This is a genomic window from Bacillus sp. FSL M8-0049, assembly GCF_038593355.1.
Classification (GTDB): domain Bacteria; phylum Bacillota; class Bacilli; order Bacillales; family Bacillaceae; genus Bacillus; species Bacillus safensis.
This window is the reverse complement of record NZ_CP151986.1, coordinates 2596394-2614025: the sequence shown is the minus strand read 5'-3', so window position 1 is coordinate 2614025 and position 17632 is coordinate 2596394. Positions and strand designations below refer to the sequence as shown.

The window sequence follows — 17632 nt, the reverse complement described above, 5'->3', positions numbered from 1 at the left end:
GGTATCATAATAACAATGAAAACGACAGCTTCCGCATACATAAAAGCAGGTCACATTGATACGTGTGATCAAATGATAGAAAGCGCACAAATACTTTCTTGAAAAAACATAAATAAAACCGTGAATGGATGGTATTGGAAAACATACGATCCTGCTTATAAAAAAACAAATGCAAAGCGGACACGAAAGGGTTCTCAGGTCTACTCGGGACACTTTTACCCTGACATCACTTAGATCACAACAAGGGGGCTCATTATGGAGTTAATCATCGGTTTAATTGTCATTTTGCTTGCTTTGTTTTCAGTCGGTTATTTCCTGCGAAAAAATATATATAAAGAGATTGACCGATTGGAAGCATGGAAAATTGAAATTTTAAACAGATCAATTGTAGAAGAAATTTCAAAGATCAAACATTTAAAAATGACCGGAGAAACAGAGCAATTTTTTGAAAGATGGCGTGCAGAGTGGGACGATATCGTCACAGCCCATCTTCCAAAGGTAGAGGAGCTATTATATGATGCAGAAGAGTATTCTGATAAATATCGATTCTCCAAAGCCAAGCAGGTTCTTACGCACATTGAGGACTTGCTGAGTGCTGCTGATTCGAACATTGAAGACATTTTAAAAGAGATTGCAGACCTTGTCACAAGCGAGGAGCAAAATCGCAAGGACATTGAAAAGGTCAAAGAACAATATCAAACAGTTCGAAAAAATCTGCTTGCGTACAGCCATTTATACGGCACCCTTTATGACAAAATGGAGCAGGACTTAGATGAAGCCTGGGAAGGGATCAAGCAGTACGAAGAAGAGACAGAAAACGGCAACTATATGAAAGCAAGAAAGATTTTGCTTGAACAAGACCGCAGACTCGATCAGCTTCAGCTGTATATCAATGATGTACCGAAGCTCATTGCAGACTGTAAACAAACCGTACCAGGCCAGCTGACGAAGCTGAAAGACGGATATAAAGAAATGACAGACAAAGGCTACAAGCTCGAGCACATCCAGATCACTAAAGAGCTTGAGAACTTAAACAAACAGCTGACCCGTGCGGAAAAACTACTGATTGATGAACTCAATCTGGAAGAAGCATCAAGCATTTTGCAAATGATTGATGATGCCATTCAGACGCTGTATGATCAGCTGGAAGCGGAAGTAGAAGCAGGTCAGGAAATCAAAAGTAAAATGCCTGAGCTGACGGAAGCATTTGAAAAGCTCGAACAGGATCACACCCAAACCAAGGCAGAAACAGCTCTTGTAAAAGAAAGTTACAAACTGACAGCCGGAGAGCTTGATCAACAGAAGGCGTTCGAAAAACGCCTAGAAGAAATTGAAAAGCTCATGAAACAAATTCGCGAGAAGCTTGATCGTGATCATGTCGCATATTCACTATTAATGAATGAAATCAATCAGCTTGAGACCTTTATCGATGATGCAAAAACATTGCATGATACATTTAAGGATCATCTTCAATCATTAAGAAAAGAAGAGCTGCTAGCGAGAGAAACACTGGCTGAGCTCAAAACGATGCTGACAGATACAGTGCGTCAGCTGCAAAAAAGCAATATTCCAGGTGTACCTGCTGACATGAAAGAGCAGGCTGAAAAAGCGCAGGAGATGATTCAGCAAGTGCACGAGCAGCTGGAGAACCTGCCGCTCAACATGCCAGCTGTGAATGGGCAATTAAAAGAAGCCTCCGACACAGTGAGACATGTTGTGAATGAGACGGAAGAAATGCTCACTAAAGTGGATCAAATTGAACGAATCATTCAATTTGGCAATCGTTTTAGAAGCCAAAATCATATTCTTTCAGAACAATTAAAAGAGGCAGAGCGAAGATTTTATGCGTATGATTATAATGGTTCATTTGATGTAGCAGCATCAGCTGTTGAAAAAGCATCACCTGGAGCCGTTCAGAAGCTATTAGCTCAGCACGAAAAAGAATATCAGCATCAATAAAAAAGCTGAAGTCCATTGATAGGACTTCAGCTTTTTTTGTATTATGATGCCTGTTTCTGGCGTTCTTCTGAAGCAGAAGAAGTGAAAAGTGAGATCACGAACCCAATGGCGACCCCAAGTATCGCAGGGACAAGCCAGCCAATGCCAAGGTCATAAAAAGGCAGCACTGTTTGGAAAATGTCTTTTACTGGACCGATTGGAAGCTTTGCTGCTGCTAAGCCGTCAAATAAGCTGACGCACCCTGTTAAAATTAACGAGAGGACATACACAGGTCTTCTATGTCCAAGCCATTTATCAGCAAGTGATAGAACGATGATCACAATCGCCAGCGGATAAATCGCTGTTAAGACTGGAACAGAGAAAGCAACAATATGAGCAAGTCCAAAGTTAGAAATGATGAAACTAAATAATGTAACAAGTGTCACGACCATTTTATAAGAAAGTTTAGGAAGTAACTTTGAGAAATACTCTCCGCATGATGTGACAAGACCGATACTTGTTGTTAAACAAGCGACTGTGATGGCAGCACCTAACACAATATTTCCTAGACTGCCGAAAAGGAACCGAGAAGACTGAGCTAAGATTTTGCTTCCATCTCCAACGAATCCAATGGCATGTGTACTAGAAGCGCCTAGATACGCAAGCGACAGGTAAACGAAGGTTAATCCAGCAGCTGCAATCAAACCCGCTTTGATACAAGCAGAAGCCAGTGCCTTTTTGCTTGTCACACCGCGTCCTTTAATCGCGTTGATGACAACAATTCCAAACACAATAGAAGCAAGAGCATCCATTGTTTTATAGCCCTCTAAAAATCCTTTAAAAAACGATCCGTTGCTATAAGATACATCTGGTGTACCAATCACGCCCATCGGCGTCAAAATGGCTTTTACAATGATAATAAAAATAATCGTAAATTTAATCGGTGTTAAAATTTTACCTACACGATCCACGATTTTCGTTGGATTTAAAGCAAGGTAATACGTAATACCAAAAAAGACGAGTGTAAATAAAAGCAGAGACAGCCAAGCTGGTACGCTTGATAAAAATGGTAATGCGCCAATCTCATACGAAACCGTTCCTGTACGCGGAATAGCGAAAAGCGGTCCAATGGATAAATATAAAATGACGGTGAATGCTGTTCCAAACACTGGGTGAGCCTTATCTGCAAGTCCTTTTGCATCACGCCCTGTTAAAGCAATTGCAATAATCCCGAGTAGAGGTAAACCGACACCTGTTAATAAAAATCCGCCCATTGCTTTCCATACATTTGTTCCGGCATATTGCCCAAGCTCTGGTGGATAAATCATATTTCCGGCGCCGAAGAATAAAGCAAATAACATAAAACCTATAATAATCGTATCTTTCGTCGACAATGTTGCCTTCATTGAATATAAAGCCTCCAATATTATGTTGAAATATTCTGTTAATTAGCTGCTAAAACGGTTCTTCATTAACATTCACTAATTATAAAGGATGTACGCCTGATGTCAACATGTGTTTTCATACAAAAGTCATGAATTTTTCTATTTTAGTATATGAAGAACATAAAAAAACATCCCTTTCTCTTATGGAAAGGGATGTTTTTAGTTTTGATGCTTGATTAAGCAGGCTGTTTAGGTGGACTCGTAAACAAAGAAATAAGAAGACCAATAATGGCTCCAAGTACGGCAGGGATAGCCCAGCCGATCCCAAGTTTGTATAAAGGAACAACAGCTTCTAAAAATTCAGGTAATCCGCCAAGAGGGATTTCCGCTGCAACTAACCCATCAATCACAGCAAAGACACCTGTAAAAATGAGTGAAGCGATATAAATAATCCGTCTTCCGTTGATCCAGCGATCAAGAAAAGATAAGAGAATGATCACGATGGCTAACGGATAAATCGCAACAAGAACTGGAACAGAGAGCGAAATAATTTGCGCTAGTCCAAGGTTTGCTACAACTGTACTGAATAAAGATACAACTAAAACAACTGTACGATAAGAAAAGCGTGGAAATAGTGAAGAAAAATATTCCCCGCAGGATGAAACCAGTCCAATACTTGTGGTCAAACATGCAAATAAAATCGCAGCCCCTAGCACAATATTACCAGCAGAACCAAATAAAAAGTTCGCCGCAAGCGAAAGGAGTTTCCCTCCGTCATTTGCCCCGACCATGCCTGTAGCCTCAGGACTTGACGCTCCGACATAAGCGAGTGATATGTACACAAGAGCTAGTCCAGCAGCTGCGACAAGCCCTGCTTTAATACAGGCTGCTGCAATCGATTTTCGTTCAGTAATACCGCGTTCTTTCACAGCCGTGACAACGACAATTCCGAAAACGATTGAAGCAAGAGCATCCATCGTTTTGTAGCCTTCTAAAAACCCGGTAAAGAGCGGGCTTCCTTCATAAGTTGGATGCGGACTGCCAATTCCACCCATTGGTGTCGCGATGGCTTTTATCACAATTAAAGCAATGACAGCGAGTAAAATTGGTGTTAAAATTTTACCGATTCGGTCAACAAGCTTCGATGGATTTAAAGCAAGAGCATAAGTAATGCCGAAAAAAGCAATAGAAAACAAGAATAATGGAATCCATGATTCAGACTGCGCTTCAGACAGAAACGGCGCCAGCCCAATTTCATAAGAAACCGTTCCAGTACGAGGGATCGCAAAGAAAGGCCCAATGGATAAATATAAAATGACGGTGAAAATGGTACCGAATGTAGGATGAGCTTTGTCAGCAAGCCCTTTTGCACCAGTTCCTGTCAGGGCAACGGCGATGACACCTAAGAGCGGAAGTCCAACTCCTGTCAGTAAAAATCCACCGATCGCAAGCCATACGTTTTCACCTGCGTACTGTCCAAGTACAGGAGGGAATATCATATTGCCTGCGCCGAAAAAGAGTGCAAACAACATTAAGCCGATGGCTAATGTGTCTGTTTGACTTAACTTATTATTCATAAGGTTATCCCCCTATTATTTTATTTTTCCGCCATGTTTAAATATTCTGTCAATTTAGGAAAAAATATGACAATGGCACTATGCATGATATAGTGAATTGATGAGGTTGTCAATATACCGCTTTATATTGAAATAAAAGGAATTCGGATCATATTAGTTAAACGCAAGAGGATAAGGAGTTTCGCCATGATGTATCTTGATAATAGTGCAACCACAAAACCGTACCCTGAGGTTTTACAAGTATATCAGCAAGTGAGTGAGCGTTATTTTGGAAATCCATCTTCGCTTCATCAGCTCGGAATTGATGCAAGCCGGCTGTTAAATGAAACGAGAAAACAAATGCTTCACTACACGGGCTTGAAACAATATGAGATTATTTTTACTTCTGGTGCAACAGAAGCGAATAACATTGCCATTAAAGGGGCAGCACTTGCCAAAATGAACCGGGGCAAGCATATTGTGACCACAGAAATAGAGCATCCTTCTGTTATTGAATCGTTTGAACAGCTGAAGGCGTTATTTGGCTTTGACATTTCCTATATTCAAGTAAATGAGCATGGCCATGCAGATATGACTCATTTAAAAGAAGTGCTTCGCCCTGATACAGTGCTTGTCAGCATGATGCACGTCAATAACGAAACCGGTGCCATCCAGCCGATTGAAGAGGCTGCTGGCATCATTCGTGAGCATGCCGAAAACGCACTTTTTCATGTCGACGGGGTGCAGGGAATGTGCAAGGTAGCACTCAATAAACAGCTGGATGTAGACCTTTTGACGATGTCAGGCCATAAAATTCATGGTTTAAAAGGCACTGGAGCACTCTTTTTAAAGAAAGATGTCACTCTCGCCCCTTTCATTACTGGGGGAGAGCAGGAATTAGGGCTTCGTTCAGGTACTGAAAACCCTGCTGGAGCTGTCAGCTTAGCAAAAGCCATGAAACAATCATTTGAACAGCTTGACAAGTATCATGATGAGATGCTGAACTTAAAAACGCAGCTGCAAAAACAGCTTGGAGACATAGAAGGTATTGTGATGAACACACCGCAGGCGCTAAGTGCGCCGCACATTGTGAATTTTTCAGTGCCGGGTATTCAAATTGAGGTCCTCCTCCATATGCTTGAAAAAGAAGGCATATATGTTTCTACAACCTCTGCCTGCTCAGCTAAGAAAAAAGAGCCAAGCCGTGTCCTGCTGGCAATGGGAAAACCAGAGGAAGTAGCCAAAAGCAGTATGAGAATCAGCTTGACGTATGGACAAGGACCAGAGCTAACGCCGCAAATCATCACATCGATCGCACAAAGTGTGAAAAAATTAAAAGGAATGAGATAACAGCATGAAATATGATCATATTTTAGTCCGTTTTGGTGAGATCTCAACAAAAGGGAAGAATAGAAAGAAATTTATTGAAAAACTAAGACAGCACATTCGATTCGTCTTAAAGGATTTTGAAGCATTAAAGGTTGCATCTGATAGAGACCGCATCACGATTATGCTGAACGGAGAAGACCCTGAACCAATTTCAGAACAGCTCAAAAGTGTATTTGGCATTCAGAGCTTTAGTCTTGCGGTTAAATGTGAGACGAATCTAGATGTGATTAAAGAAGCGGCACTAACAGCGGTACAGGAAGTGTATGAACAAGGAAATACATTTAAAGTCTCAACGAAACGCTCTTATAAACAATTTGAACTTGATTCAAATGAAATGAACCGTGAAATTGGCGGACATGTTCTAAGGAATACGGAAAACTTAACGGTCAATGTGAAACAGCCGGATGTGCATTTACGCATAGAAATCAGAGAGAACGCAACGTACATTACATTTAAAGATGTTAAAGGTGCAGGCGGCCTGCCGGTCGGTTCTAGCGGAAGAGCGATGCTCATGCTTTCCGGCGGCTTTGACAGCCCGGTTGCCGGCTATCAAGCAATGAAACGCGGAATTGAAATTGAAGCTGTGCATTTCTTTAGTCCGCCGTATACAAGTGAACGTGCCAAACAAAAGGTCATTGATCTTGCAGAATGCCTGGCAGCATATGGAGGCGAAGTGAAGCTTCACATCGTACCTTTTACAAAAATTCAAGAGCTGATTCACAAACAAGTACCTGAAAACTATACGATGACATCAACAAGAAGAATGATGCTGAAAATAGCTGACAAAATAAGAGAAAAGCGCGATGCCCTTGCGATTATTACCGGAGAAAGCCTTGGTCAAGTGGCAAGTCAGACACTTGAAAGCATGTATGCCATTAACCATGTGACCAATACACCAATTATCCGCCCGCTCATTGCTGTCGATAAAAATGACATTATTGATGAAGCGAGAAGAATTGGCACATACGATACAAGCATTCAGCCTTTCGAGGATTGCTGTACGATCTTTACGCCGCCGTCTCCTAAAACAAAACCAAAGCTTGAGAAGGTAGAACGCTACGAAAGCTTTGCTGATTTCGAGCCGATGCTGGACGAGGCAGTAGAGCAAATTGAAACAATTATTGTGACAAATGAAAAGAAAGCAGCAGACGAATTCGCTGATTTATTCTAAAACGATAATTTCATAATAATTACCATAAAATCAATCGCATGAAGTCATGTGTTTCTACACATTCTATATTCACAAGGAGGTGAGAACACATGGCTCAACAAAACAGACAAAGCAGTTCTAACCAATTACTAGTACCAGGCGCTGCACAAGCTATCGACCAAATGAAGTACGAAATCGCTTCTGAATTTGGTGTAAACCTTGGTGCAGAAACTACATCTCGCGCTAACGGATCAGTTGGTGGAGAAATCACTAAGCGTCTTGTATCTTACGCTCAACAACATATGGGTGGCGGATCTTTCTAAGACACACAATTTAAAAGCTATGGCTTATGAGCGGGATCCTTCCCGCTCTTTTCTTTTTGTACATATAAATAGTTAGAATATTTTTAAAAAAGAAGACGGATGAAAAAAATTATGGCATAATACTAGGAGTAGGTCCTAATTCAAGCATTTTTCAGTTATGAGTGTTAAAATAGGTAAATTGAAACATGTTTCGTTTCATAAGAAAGAGGCTAAAAGGAGCTGTACCATGAAAAGAGAAGACTTAATTGCACCAGAACAATATAACTTAGTCAGCGAGATTGAAGCGTTCAGTCATGACAAGGAGAAAATGGCCCTGCACTGGCAGGATGGCAATGGCCACGAAGCGCATGTGACGTATGCAGCATTAGTGGAAGAGGCAAATAAAATTGGACATGTTTTATTAAAAGCAGGCTTCAAAAAAGGCGATAAAATCATTGTGATGGTGCCGCGCATGCTCGAGGCATACAGCATTTATTTAGCGATTTTGAAAACAGGAATGGTCGTGATTCCTTGTTCAGAAATGCTGCGTGCAAAAGATATAGATTATCGAATTGAACATGCAGAAGCAAAGGGAGCGATCGTTTACTCTTCATTCATTCAATCGTTCGACGGAACCAAACAGCCAAACGATTTTAAAACATTCTCAATCGGTGAAAACGATCATGGCTGGAGAAACATTCTAGCGCAAAAAGAAGAGCAATCAAACGAACTTGAATTGGCAGATACAAAGCGCACAGACATGGCGTTTTTATCCTACACATCAGGTACAACAGGGAACCCAAAAGGGGTTGTTCATACACACGGATGGGCGTATGCACATTTACGCACAGCTGCCAAAGCATGGCTCTCCATTAGTGAAGGAGATAAAGTATGGGCAACAGCAGGACCAGGCTGGCAAAAATGGGTGTGGAGCCCCCTCTTATCTGTGTTAGGAAGTGGAGCAGAAGGCTTTGTGTATGGAGGAAAATTCAATCCAAATACATACTTAGAGCTGCTTCAAAAAAATGAAATCAATGTCCTATGCTGTACACCGACAGAATACCGCTTTATGGCAAAAGTAGATGATTTAAGTCAGTATGAGCTGCCAAAGCTGCATAGTGCTGTTTCTGCGGGAGAGCCGCTGAACCGTGAAGTCATTGATACATTCAAAAAGCATTTCGATATAGAAGTACGAGACGGCTATGGCCAAACTGAAAGCACACTGCTCGTAGGGGTGCTAAAAGGAATGGACATCAAGCCAGGCAGTATGGGAAAACCAACCCCTGGCAACGAAGTAGATATCATTGATGAGGATGGAAACGTCTGCGCACCTGGAGAAATTGGTGACATTGCGGTCCATCTTGAAACGCCGGCTTTATTTAAGGAATACTATAAAGACGAAGAGCGTACAAAGGCGCAGCGCCGCGGAAATTACTTTATTACGGGTGACCGCGCGAAAAAAGACGAAGATGGGTACTTCTGGTTTGAAAGCCGCAGAGATGACATCATTGTCAGCTCAGGCTATACAATTGGACCGTTTGAAGTAGAGGATGCGCTGATCAAGCATCCAGCAGTGAAGGAATGTGCAGTTGTGGCAAGCCCGGATGAAATCAGAGGATCAATCGTGAAAGCATACGTCGTCCTTCGTGATGGAACTGTGCAAAGTGATGAATTGATCAAAGAGCTGCAAACACATGTGAAAAACACAACAGCACCTTACAAATACCCAAGAGAAATCGAATTCATTGACGAACTGCCAAAAACACCGTCAGCGAAAATCCGCCGTGTAGAGCTGAGAGAAAGAGAGCTTGCACGAAAAGGTCAATCATAAAGAAGCGAGAAGCGTTTGGATGGAAGCATCCAGCGCTTTTTTGTATGGAAAATCAAATTCGTTGAAAGTGAGCATAATGTTTTATGTTAAAATGTGTAGGAATTGCTGAAAAAGGAGAATGTTAGTAGATGTCCATTGCGATCATTCATGGAATTGTGCTTGCCTTTGGTCTTATTTTACCTTTGGGCGCACAAAATGTATTTGTATTTCAACAAGGAGCGCTGCAGCCTCGATTATATCGAGCAATGCCTGTCGTCATCACGGCTGCTCTTTGTGACACACTTTTAATTGCTTTAGCTGTCATAGGTGTTTCTGTTGTGGTGTTTACCATTCCAGTGCTGCAAATGGGTCTTTATATCATTGGTTTTTGTTTTTTAGTTTATATGGGATGGACCGTATGGAACACAAGCTCATCATCAGGTGATCAAGAGAAGCAGAAATTAATGCCTGCAAGAAAACAAATCGTATTCGCCTGTTCAGTTTCTCTTTTAAATCCCCATGCGATTCTCGATACAATTGGTGTCATTGGTACGAATTCGCTGCAATATAACGGCGCAGAAAAGCTGGCGTTTACACTTGCCTGTATCATCGTGTCCTGGTTATGGTTTATTGGACTCGCCCTTTTAGGGAAGATGTTAGGAAAGTTAGATACAAACGGCAAATGGATGAACCGTATTAATAAGGCTTCAGCGGTCATGATCTGGCTGGTTGCGTTATACATTGCGTATCAATTGATTGTGTAAAGATACATAGAGAATTAAACAAAGAAGCGTTTGGACGTAATGATCCTGCGCTTTTTTTATGTTGGAAGTGTAGCAGTCTTACAATATATCGGAATCAAACCTATGAAATTCTTTGAGTTTGGGATGGTCGAAAGAACTATTTCAGAAACGTCTGCTCTTCATATGTTGAGATAAGTCACTTTTCTTCTAATTTGATCCTGTTCTGTTTTAAAATGACATTGAGACGGGGTCACTCATCCTCGTCATTTGAAAAGGGGGATATGGATGAAAAAAACATTGTTTAAAGATGCAGCTCTTTTAACACTGGATCCATCTTTAGGTTTTCTTGAAAAGGGAGATTTATTAATTGAAGGGAAACATATTTTAGAAGTTGGACCTTCAATTGAAGTAAGTGATGCTGACATTGTTGATGCATCTGATATGGTCATCATGCCAGGTCTTGTAGATACACATCGGCATGTGTGGCAGTCTGTCATCCGGGGCATAGGAACAGATTGGTCTTTGCAGACATATTTGAGCAAAATCTATTATGGCAACTATGGAGCGATGAGACGCCCATCCGACGATCGAATCGCCAATTATTTAGGGGCATTAGAGGCTTTAGATGCAGGTGTGACCACGTTTTTAGACTGGACGATGATCAATTCAATGGATCATACAGAAGAGCTCATTGAAGGATTAAAAGATGCGGGCATACGAGCTGTTTTTGCTTTTGGGTCCTCTGGAGATGCTGAATATTGGGATAGAGAGAGTACGCTCACCAATATGGAGGACGCAGCACGTGTGAAAAAAGCACATTTTCAATCATCAGATCAGCTTTTAACAATGGGACTTGCGATTCGTGGACCAGAGTTTTCTTCATGGGAGACGTCGGTATTTGAAATTGAAACAGCCCGGTCTCTAGATGCTCTATGCAGTATGCACATCGGCTTTGGGAATTGGGGAGCGGAGGATCGATCGATTGAGCGGCTTCACAAAGCAGGGTTACTCGGACCGGATTTGAACATGGTGCATATTAATGCAATAGATGCGGATCAAATGAAGATGCTGGCAGACAGCGGAAGCTCCATATCCATTACCCCTGAAATTGAAATGATGATGGGTCACGGTTATCCTGTCACAGGACTTGCGATTGAACAAGGTGTTCTTCCAACGCTCGGTGTAGACGTAGTGACAGCGACAGGAGGAGATTTGTTTGCCCAAATGAAATTCGGACTTCAAGCAGAGCGCGCGATCCAAAATCAATCGTTGTTAATGGATGGGATCATGCCGGGGCCTGAACTTGGGCTGTCTGCTCATCAAATGCTTGAAGCTGCGACGATCAATGGGGCTCGTGCATTACAGCTCGATCATAAAATTGGGTCGCTTACACCTGGGAAAGAAGCTGATTTCATCCTAATCGACCGGACAAGCATGAATCTTCTGCCGATGACAGATCCGGCTGGCGCGGTTGTCCAAACGGCACACCCTTCAAATGTTGATTCTGTTTATGTGGCTGGGAAAGCAGTGAAACGAAACGGAAAGCTTGTTGATGTGAACCTAGAAGAGGTCAAACGAAAAGCTTATGCAGCAAGAGACCATATTTTATCACACAAGTTTGAATCAACACCTTCGTAAATAAAATAACCCCATAGGCGATGCCTATGGGGAATTGTTTACAAGGATTCTTTGATGACCTTTTTATAATATTGGACAGACAGAAATCCGAAGACAGAATAGAGGGCAGTGTAAATCGACATGACGATGAGCATTGGAGTCCACAATTCTCCGCCGAACAAAAACCAGCCTGATTGTACAGCAAAGTAGCTGTGCAGCAATCCGATGATGAGCGGAATCCCAAAGTTAAACAGCTGTTTAAGCCGGATGCCTTTTAATAGATCCTTCTCAGTAAAACCAAGCTTACGCAAGATCGTGTAGGAGCTTTGTTCCTCTTCACTTTCATTCATTTGTTTAAAGTATAAAATACAGCCTGATGTAACAAGGAAGCTGAGACCTAAAAATCCGACCACAAACATCATCAGTCCTATTGTTTGTTTTTGCTGCTGAGCTGAAGCTAATTGAGACATGCTTTTGTCACTTAGTTTTAAAGATGTAAACACGCTATTTGCTTGTTCAAGATTTTTATCATCTTTTATATTGACTGCGTTATATTGGCTATTCTTAAGCTGCAGCTTTGGATCTTTCTGCTTGTCGAGCTGCTCAAAAACATTTTGACTCACGACGGCAACAGGCAGACCGCCAAAAGTGAAGTTGTAAGAAATGAGATAATCTTTCTTCATATCCATGACTTTCAAATCAACAGGCTTTTTGATGAGAAGTTTCACATTGCCTGAGCTTTGAATCGGCATGAATTTCTTTAATAGATCACTGTAGCCGCTTAAGATCACTTCGTTGTTCTCCACATGAATATTTGGTGCGTTTTTCTCACTGATCACAGGCAGTGTCAATACGCCTGGATCATTATTCATATTTTTCAACTCTGAATCCATGATTTTTTTCGCATCAAATTTCGCTTGAATCACTTTGACCTGCTTTTGATCATAAGCAATATGTTTGTCAGAAAGTGCACGAGTGAAAGTTGCTGCTTCTTTTTCTGAGCCCATGACGAAATGAGCTGGAATTTGCTGCTCAGCGGTTTTTTCTGCTGAGTAATAGGAAATGTAGCTTAGAGCCAGCAAACCGATGGCAAGTGCAGATACGGTTGTAATAATCGTTAAAAGCAGTGCATTTGATTTTAGCCGGAACATAATGGATGACAAAGATAACACTTCGTGAATGGCGAGATAGCCATTTTTTCTTTTGCGTACGATATTGGCAATGAAAGAAACAGAGCCTTTGTAAAAAAGAAAGGTACCGATGATGACAGAGGCTAAAATATAAATCATAGCTAAAAGTAACTCAAGCATCGACGTATATGACCCGGTAAAAAGCTTAGAAGAAATATAATAGCCTGAGCTGATCAAGACAATACCGAAAACCCCAATGATGATTTCAAACACAGAGATCTTTTTCACACGCTGTTCTGTCGAAGATGTTGTTCTAAACAAAGATAAAATGGTCTGTCTATTAATAAACCATCTATTTCTTAACATGATTAATCCATAGATGATGAAAAAGACGATAAGTGTCTGTAAAAGGGCCATGCCTGAAAAGTGCAGGTTGGCGATGGCGCTGACGCCGGTTACTTTAAATAGCACCATCAGCATGAGTTTTGAACCGATAAATCCAGCTATGATGCCAACACCCATGGAGAATACGTATAGAATAAAATTTTCTGCATTAAGCAGTTTAGCAATTTTTTGTTTCGTCATGCCAATGAGCTGAAGGAGGCCTATTTCTCTCCCTCTGCGTTTAATAAAAATGCTGTTCGCATATAACAGGAAGATCCCAACAATGGCAATGAGTAGTACAGAAGCGGCTTTGATCGCCGCACCGCCCTTAATGGAGCCTTTTACATCATCAAGTGCTGGTGAGTACTGCAAGGTGACAAAGGAAAAATAGAGCGCGACACTAAACACGAGAGCAAACACATATAAATAGTAATTCTTCAAATTTTTCTTCAGGTTACGGAAGATGAGCTGATTAATGTTCATGCTTCACACCGCCTAAGACACCTTGCGTTTTCATAATATCCTCGAAAAACATTTTTCTTTCTAAAGCGCCTTTATTCAACTGTGTATAAATCTGTCCATCCTTGATAAAAATGACGCGGCTTGAATAGCTGGCTGCGACAGGATCATGTGTCACCATCACAATGGTCGCTTTTCGTTTACGATTGAAATCTTGCAGCTTGTTGAGCAGGTCAGATGCAGATTTGGAATCAAGTGCCCCTGTAGGTTCATCAGCGAAAATAAGACTTGGTTCATGAATGAAGGCACGCACCGCCGATGTCCGCTGCTTTTGTCCACCAGAGAGTTCATTCGGGTATTTGTCTCTTAGTTCATAAATCCCCATGTCTTCTGCGAGCTGCTGAAAACGTTCAAAAGCTTCTTTTTTTGGTGTTTTGGAGATGGATAAAGGCAAAAGAATATTTTCTTTGACCGTGAGTGTATCAAGTAAATTATAATCTTGAAAAACAAAGCCAAGCTGCTTTTTTCTAAATTCCGCAAGCTGCTGATCCTTCATTTGCGTCATCTCAGCATCTGCAATACGAATGGATCCGCTGGACACATGATCGATAGAGGACAATACGTTCAGAAGAGTTGTTTTCCCCGAGCCTGATGGCCCCATAATACTGACAAATTCCCCGGCTTCAATGGTCAAATCAATGCCGCTCAGCACCTCTTGTTTGTTGAATTTATTTCCATAGCTTTTATAAATTTTGCGAGCTTCTAAAATGTTCATTTGCTGAACCCCTTTTTCTTTTAATTGATATCTCTAGTATAAAAAGAAGCCTGCTAGACGTCCTTCGATTTGGCGAACAAAATAGACGAGCATGTGACATTGTTGTCACATGCTCGCAATATGAACAAAATCATTCTTTTTCGGAAAGATGAAGGTGAAGGTTGTACCTTCATCTATCGTGGAGTTGACCTCGATCGTGATATGAAGAGCGTCTGCTCCTTTTTTCGTTAAATAGAGCCCCATTCCCGTTGAGGCGGTGTCATTGTGATGTCTTGTTGAGGTAAAGCCTTTTTCAAAAATACGAGAGATGTCTCTTGGATCAATTCCTCTGCCTTGATCTGTAATCGTCAGCATGACTTGGTCATTTATTTGCTTGCTTTCAATAACAATATCGGAAGAATGGCTGTATTTGACGGCATTTGTGAGTACCTGTCTAATCATAAAGGATAACCATTTTATATCACTTAATACGGTGCGTTCCTCCAGCGCCAGCTCAAAGCCGATTCCTTTTTGCATACACCAGGATTGGAGAGCCTTGATTTCTTTCGCTATGATGCTTTGCAGGTCCAGCTTTTCAATGAATAAATCATTTTCGATATGACGTACTCTGCTTTGGTGCAGCTGGGCATCAAGTAATAAATGGATTCTGAGCCACTCATACGTCATATTTGATTTCAGCTGCTGATCTGTTAAGCGGTCAATCATTAAGCGCATCGCTGTAAGCGGTGTTTTGACCTCATGTATCCAAGAGAGCAATTCATCTTTTTCTTCTTCGAGAGCGATTTTCTGCTCTGTTGCCATCTGCCGGTAGCGTGCAATTTGCTCTGACGTTGCATCATGGATGAGCTGCTCAAATGGGGAAGAGGGGGTTAGCCGTATTTGATGTTCAATGTCATCATCCCATTCTTTGAGCCTTTCATAATAAGCCGTTTCTTTTCGATATCGAAAAAAGAGAAAGACAATCATGAGAAATGTAGACAATAGCACAATATAAAAAAGAGAAGCGATTGGAATGGTCGTATCCAAATAAGCAACAAACAGAATGAGGAGCTGCAAACTAAGAAAGAAAAGAATCCAGCTTCTTCGTTCTTTTAAAAATGCTTGCAGCATCATTGATCATCCTTTTCCTTTGCAAGATAGCCTTGACCCACTTTTGTCTCAATGAAGGCACCAAGGGAGATCTCGTCTAGTTTTTTTCTGAGGCGGTTGACGTTTACAGTCAGTGTATTGTCACTGACAAAACGTTCATCCTCCCACAATGCTTGAATGAGTGATTCACGGCTGACGATATGATTTTTATGCTGAATCAATTCCTTGAGAATAAATAACTCATTTTTTGTTAATTCAACCTCACCATGATCATTTGTTACGGTATTTTTTTCTAGGTCAATCGCAGCGCCGCACCATACCTTTAGGCTGGCCGGTTCTGCACTATAATCATGCACGCGGCGAAGAACAGCACTAATTTTGGCAATGAGTACGTCAAAGTGGAAGGGCTTTTGCACGAAATCATCGGCTCCGAGCTGCATCGACATGACCATATCAGCAGGGTGGTCTCTTGAGGAGAGGAAGATGATCGGAACATTTGAATGATGCCTAATCATCCGGCACCAGTGAAAGCCATCGTATTTTGGCAGCTGTATATCAATAATGACGAGATCAGGCTGGACATCCGTAAATTCCTGCAGCACCTGATGAAAATCTTGAATCCCATAGACATCATAGGACCAGTTGACTAGACGTTCTTTGATTTCTTGGAAGAGGGTTGTATCATCTTCAATCAGTAGAATCTTAAACAAAATCAGCACCACACTTTTTGTATTCGCTTGTTGTCATTGTAGCGGAAAAAAGTCCCTGCCGCTAGAAGCAGACAAGAAAAAAGCAAGGGAAGAGGTCCCTTGCTTCAGCTTATTTACCTAAAAAGTGCTTTTTAAAGAATGATAGTTGGAATTCAAGTGTGAGTGGGTCATTAAAATAGAATTCCTCTGCATTGGCTTCATACACACGCTGTTTTTTGACAGCCGGGATGGACTTGTAAATTTCACTGTTTTGATAGGAATTGTCCATTTCGCTGTTTTTACTAATGATCATATAGTCTCCTGCAAATTCAGGGATGACCTCTTGTGAAACTGCGTAGTAGCCGGCTTTTAATGCTTTTTCTTTCACTTTCTCAGGCATTTTCAGTTTCATGGCTTGATAAAGAATTTCTGTTCCGCGGCCCCATGCATCTCCAAAGACGTAAAGATCTTTTGTGCCGCTTTCAAAGACAGAAACGGTTGCATCTTCGCCGATTTTTGCTTTGATTTCTTTTCCAGCTTCAGCTGCGCGTTTTTTGAAATCTTTAACCCAAGCTTTTGCTTCTTTTTCTTTGTTTAATATTTTTCCAATTTCAATGTGCTGCTGAAGGTAATCAACTTTGTTATACGTAAATAAAACGGTTGGTGCGATTTTTTTGAGCTTTTCTACATTTTTAGTATTGCTTAAGCCAATGATGACGTCAGGCTTTAGCTTCATGATTTTTTCTATATTGGCATCCGATACTTCTTCCACATCTTTTAATTCCTTTTGGAAGCGCGGATTCTTTTTGGACCAAGAGTCAACGCCGACAAGGTTCACACCAAGTGACATGACATTCCCTGTGTAAGAACCGAGCACAACAACACGTTTTGGATGCGCTGGCAGTTTCACAGGCCCATTTTCAGATTGATATGTAATTTTGTCTGATGATGTGGATTGATTTCCTTTATTTGAGGAAGAGCTGCTGCTATTGCCACATGCGCTCAATGCAAGTACAAAGATGAGCATCAGAGGGAACAATATTTTCTTCATGAATGTAGACTCCTTTGAAATCGGCACATAAGCCGGATATTGGTTGTATTAGTGATAATGATAATTATTATCACTTGGATATCATATCATAGAACTGTGGGCTGTTGTCAATGACATTTTGATAGCTGGTGATAAAAAATAAAGAGGGGATTTTCGATAAAAAAA

The 17632-nt window shown here is 41.2% G+C and carries 14 protein-coding genes; 7 read left to right on the top strand and 7 right to left on the bottom strand.

Features of this window, described 5'->3' with window-relative positions:
• Positions 1-255: 255 nt before the first annotated feature.
• Positions 256-1959: a septation ring formation regulator EzrA gene (gene ezrA, locus NSU13_RS13435; RefSeq protein ID WP_342489564.1), complete on the top strand. Its 1704-nt coding sequence runs from the start codon at positions 256-258 to the stop codon at positions 1957-1959.
• A 41-nt stretch (positions 1960-2000) separates the two neighbouring features.
• Here ezrA and brnQ (NSU13_RS13430) read toward each other — a convergent pair whose 3' ends face one another.
• Together brnQ (NSU13_RS13430) and brnQ (NSU13_RS13425) are read right to left on the bottom strand one after the other, a co-directional pair.
• Positions 2001-3344, bottom strand: coding sequence for a branched-chain amino acid transport system II carrier protein (gene brnQ / locus NSU13_RS13430; protein ID WP_342489563.1), 1344 nt, complete (start codon positions 3342-3344; stop codon positions 2001-2003).
• 215 nt (positions 3345-3559) lie between these two features.
• A complete protein-coding gene (gene brnQ / locus NSU13_RS13425) occupies positions 3560-4900 on the bottom strand; it encodes a branched-chain amino acid transport system II carrier protein (protein ID WP_342489562.1) in 1341 nt (446 codons plus the stop codon).
• Positions 4901-5086: 186 nt separating this feature from the next.
• Between brnQ (NSU13_RS13425) and NSU13_RS13420 the strand changes: the two genes are divergently transcribed.
• From NSU13_RS13420 to NSU13_RS13395, 6 genes are all read left to right on the top strand, one after another.
• Entirely contained in the window at positions 5087-6229 is a 1143-nt protein-coding gene (locus NSU13_RS13420; protein WP_061109477.1) for a cysteine desulfurase family protein, read from the top strand.
• Positions 6230-6233: 4 nt separating this feature from the next.
• Positions 6234-7439, top strand: a complete 1206-nt coding sequence (gene thiI, locus NSU13_RS13415; protein ID WP_342489561.1) for a tRNA uracil 4-sulfurtransferase ThiI — start codon at positions 6234-6236, stop codon at positions 7437-7439.
• An 89-nt stretch (positions 7440-7528) separates the two neighbouring features.
• Positions 7529-7741 (top strand): alpha/beta-type small acid-soluble spore protein, encoded by a 213-nt coding sequence (locus NSU13_RS13410; RefSeq protein WP_024424829.1) that lies wholly within the window; start codon positions 7529-7531, stop codon positions 7739-7741.
• A 226-nt stretch (positions 7742-7967) separates the two neighbouring features.
• Entirely contained in the window at positions 7968-9551 is a 1584-nt protein-coding gene (locus NSU13_RS13405; protein ID WP_211043089.1) for an acyl--CoA ligase, read from the top strand.
• Between the two features lie 128 nt (positions 9552-9679).
• On the top strand, positions 9680-10294 hold the full coding sequence (locus NSU13_RS13400; protein WP_342489560.1) for a LysE/ArgO family amino acid transporter: 615 nt from the start codon (positions 9680-9682) through the stop codon (positions 10292-10294).
• 264 nt (positions 10295-10558) lie between these two features.
• Positions 10559-11911: an amidohydrolase family protein gene (locus tag NSU13_RS13395; RefSeq protein WP_342489559.1), complete on the top strand. Its 1353-nt coding sequence runs from the start codon at positions 10559-10561 to the stop codon at positions 11909-11911.
• Between the two features lie 38 nt (positions 11912-11949).
• Here the strand turns inward: NSU13_RS13395 and NSU13_RS13390 are convergent, their stop codons facing one another.
• From NSU13_RS13390 to NSU13_RS13370, 5 genes are all read right to left on the bottom strand, one after another.
• Positions 11950-13887, bottom strand: coding sequence for an ABC transporter permease (locus tag NSU13_RS13390; protein ID WP_061109472.1), 1938 nt, complete (start codon positions 13885-13887; stop codon positions 11950-11952).
• On the bottom strand, positions 13877-14638 hold the full coding sequence (locus tag NSU13_RS13385; RefSeq protein WP_024426158.1) for an ABC transporter ATP-binding protein: 762 nt from the start codon (positions 14636-14638) through the stop codon (positions 13877-13879). The genes NSU13_RS13390 and NSU13_RS13385 overlap by 11 nt, the downstream gene beginning before the upstream one ends.
• A 105-nt stretch (positions 14639-14743) precedes the next feature.
• Entirely contained in the window at positions 14744-15748 is a 1005-nt protein-coding gene (locus NSU13_RS13380) for a sensor histidine kinase (protein ID WP_342489558.1), read from the bottom strand.
• The gene (locus tag NSU13_RS13375; protein ID WP_034279586.1) at positions 15748-16437 is read right to left on the bottom strand and encodes a response regulator transcription factor; all 690 of its coding nucleotides are present in this window, start codon (positions 16435-16437) and stop codon (positions 15748-15750) included. The genes NSU13_RS13380 and NSU13_RS13375 overlap by 1 nt, the downstream gene beginning before the upstream one ends.
• A gap of 109 nt (positions 16438-16546) precedes the next feature.
• Positions 16547-17467, bottom strand: a complete 921-nt coding sequence (locus NSU13_RS13370) for an iron-hydroxamate ABC transporter substrate-binding protein (RefSeq protein WP_342489557.1) — start codon at positions 17465-17467, stop codon at positions 16547-16549.
• Between the last annotated feature and the right edge of the window lie 165 nt (positions 17468-17632).